Origin of the sequence: Microbacterium sp. (genome assembly GCF_047972865.1) — a bacterium.
Lineage (GTDB): Bacteria > Actinomycetota > Actinomycetes > Actinomycetales > Microbacteriaceae > Microbacterium.
The window spans coordinates 1-2,031 of record NZ_JBKEAY010000082.1 but is presented as its reverse complement, the minus strand read 5'-3'; the positions used below and the strand labels follow the sequence as shown (position 1 = coordinate 2,031).

Sequence of the window (2,031 nt, the reverse complement as noted above, 5' to 3'; positions counted from 1 at the left end):
GGGTCGAGCTGTGTGGCTCGACCCCACGAGTGTTCTTCGGAGGTTCAGGCGAGTTCGCCGGTGTCAGGGTTGAGGCTGGCGTAGAAGTCGTGCTCGATCTGTCGGCGGCGTTCGACGTCGGCGATGACGAACGCCACGAAGTCCTCGTCACGGTTCTCGATGGGGGTGTCTTCGATGGGCGCGGCGTCTTCCTCGCCTGGCCAGATCGTCTGGCGAGTGGGCCGGTCCCGGTCGAGCCGGGTGCCGCTGGCGGCGACCCAATCGCGCAGTCGCTGTCGGGTATCTGCGAAGTCGCGATGCCAGCCGATCGGTGCCGAACCGTTCTGCTGCGGATCGAAGGCGTTGAGCCAGTGGGTGTGGAGTGCGGAGAGTTCCCAGTGCAGCTCGGGGTGCCGATGCCACATCGGAGGAATCACCGAGGTGGGCAGCCCGTAGGTGCTGCGCAGCCAGTTCACCCACTGGTTCAGCTCCAAGCCGAGTCTGCCGAGCAGCACGCCCTCATGCTCGCCGGTTCCTCGGGGCCACCCGGCTCGGGGTCGGTGACGTGGAATGCGGAGTGATAGTCCGTCAGCGGGTTCTCCCGATCTGACGGCCGTTCGGCGTCGTGGAACGCGGAGATGTGTGGGCGGCGGGCTTGATGCACCGAACACAGCAGGCCTTGACCCCGTTCCTCTGCGATGCAGGTGATGCGCACCGCGTGGGTCACCACGCCCCAGGGGTCATTCGCGGTACGCGCGGCTTTCGTGCGCATCACGTCGAATGCTGCTGAAGCTGCCTCCCAGGGGTCGAGGCCGTGCTTGCGGGCCAGCGCCCCGTACTTTTCGGCGGCGTAGGCCATCAGGTCAGCGGCGACTGGATCGGATTGCCACGCGCCGGGGCTGCTCTCGTGCAGCCGGTTCAGCAGGGAACGTAAGCCCTCGCTGCGAGTGAAGTCTTCCGGTTCACGGAAGGTCGTGCGGGTTGTCATGATGGCACCTCCTGATAGCGAGGTGCAGGCAGCGGGCCTCTGCGTTGGGGGTGGTCGAGCGTTCGTTGTCGAGTCATCGCTGATCACCGCTTCACGACTTCCCGACCGCAGTGCGCGTCGGAGCGTGGTGCCGGGTACTGTGCCCGAACGCCGACAGCGGGGACAGCTGTCTGGCTCGGTCGCCGAGGTTCCTCAGCCCGTCCGCCAATGGCGCGCGGGCCTTGCGCGACATCTCGACCTCCATGTCGATGCCCCGCCCGGCCAATGACGCAGTATTGCGGGCGATCAGATCGGTGGGCCGCACCCACTCGACACCGCGCGCCCGGTGATCCTCGAACTCCCGCTCGACCGTCGCCGCCTCAGCTGCATCCGTGAGCTCGTCAGTCGCGGCGGTTTCGACCGTGCTGTCCTTGCGTTTGGTGGCGTCGGCAGCGGCGACCGCCTCGGGCACCTGCCGCACTTCGCGGTGGTCTTCCGGCATGTCCGGTTTGGGCACATCCTCGACGCGCACCTCCTCGTACGCTCGTGCCTGCTCTCGCGGGTCGATACTCATGGTGTTGTCTCCATTCCTGTGGTGGTTTCCGGTTCTTCGACTGGCGGGGTGAACCAACGGCCCACGGTCGAGGGATGCACTTGCAACTCGTCGGCGATTGCCTTGTTCGACCAGCCGGCCTCCCGAAGCTGCATGGCGCGCTCACGCCGACCAAGCACCAGCTCGGCCTCCGGCTTGGCGTCGGGTTTGGACTCGGGCGCTGGGTTTGCCTCGGCTACGGCTGGTAGCTCGCCGAGTATCTGAGCCGTGCTGCTTCGTGGGACGGTGGCCGAGCGTGTGAGGACGACGGTGAGGTGCGTGCTGGCGAGCAGCACCAGTGGCGGCACCGCCGCGACCGTCGCGGCGAGCATGGAGGGCACGCTGGCGTCGGCAGCAACGACCGCGTGCAGTGCGTTCGCGGCCACAGACACGAGCGCCCCGCAGATCAGCAGCGCCCACGGATACCAGGCGCCTCGGCGACCATCGAGTGCGACGACCGCGATGGTAGAGACCACGATCAGCCCGTCGACCA

The 2,031-nt window shown here is 67.2% G+C and carries 2 protein-coding genes and 2 pseudogenes; all 4 read right to left on the bottom strand.

Annotated features, from left to right (window positions below; genetic code table 11):
* Window positions 1-44: 44 nt before the first annotated feature.
* A pseudogene (locus ACK5KK_RS05185) lies at window positions 45-473 on the bottom strand (hypothetical protein); the annotation flags it as partial.
* Window positions 473-967, bottom strand: a pseudogene (locus ACK5KK_RS05180) (hypothetical protein); the annotation flags it as partial. The pseudogenes ACK5KK_RS05180 and ACK5KK_RS05185, both read right to left, overlap by 1 nt.
* Window positions 968-1,058: 91 nt before the next feature.
* Window positions 1,059-1,520 (bottom strand): hypothetical protein, encoded by a 462-nt coding sequence (locus tag ACK5KK_RS05175; protein WP_416889025.1) that lies wholly within the window; start codon window positions 1,518-1,520, stop codon window positions 1,059-1,061.
* On the bottom strand, window positions 1,517-2,031 hold a 515-nt coding region (locus ACK5KK_RS05170), incomplete at its 5' end, for a helix-turn-helix domain-containing protein (RefSeq protein WP_416889024.1). The genes ACK5KK_RS05170 and ACK5KK_RS05175, both read right to left, overlap by 4 nt.

What these genes read in the sequence shown, in the direction of transcription:
- ACK5KK_RS05175 (WP_416889025.1), bottom strand. Translation starts at nt 1,520, where the DNA reads ATGAGTATCGACCCGCGAGAGCAGGCACGAGCGTACGAGGAGGTGCGC.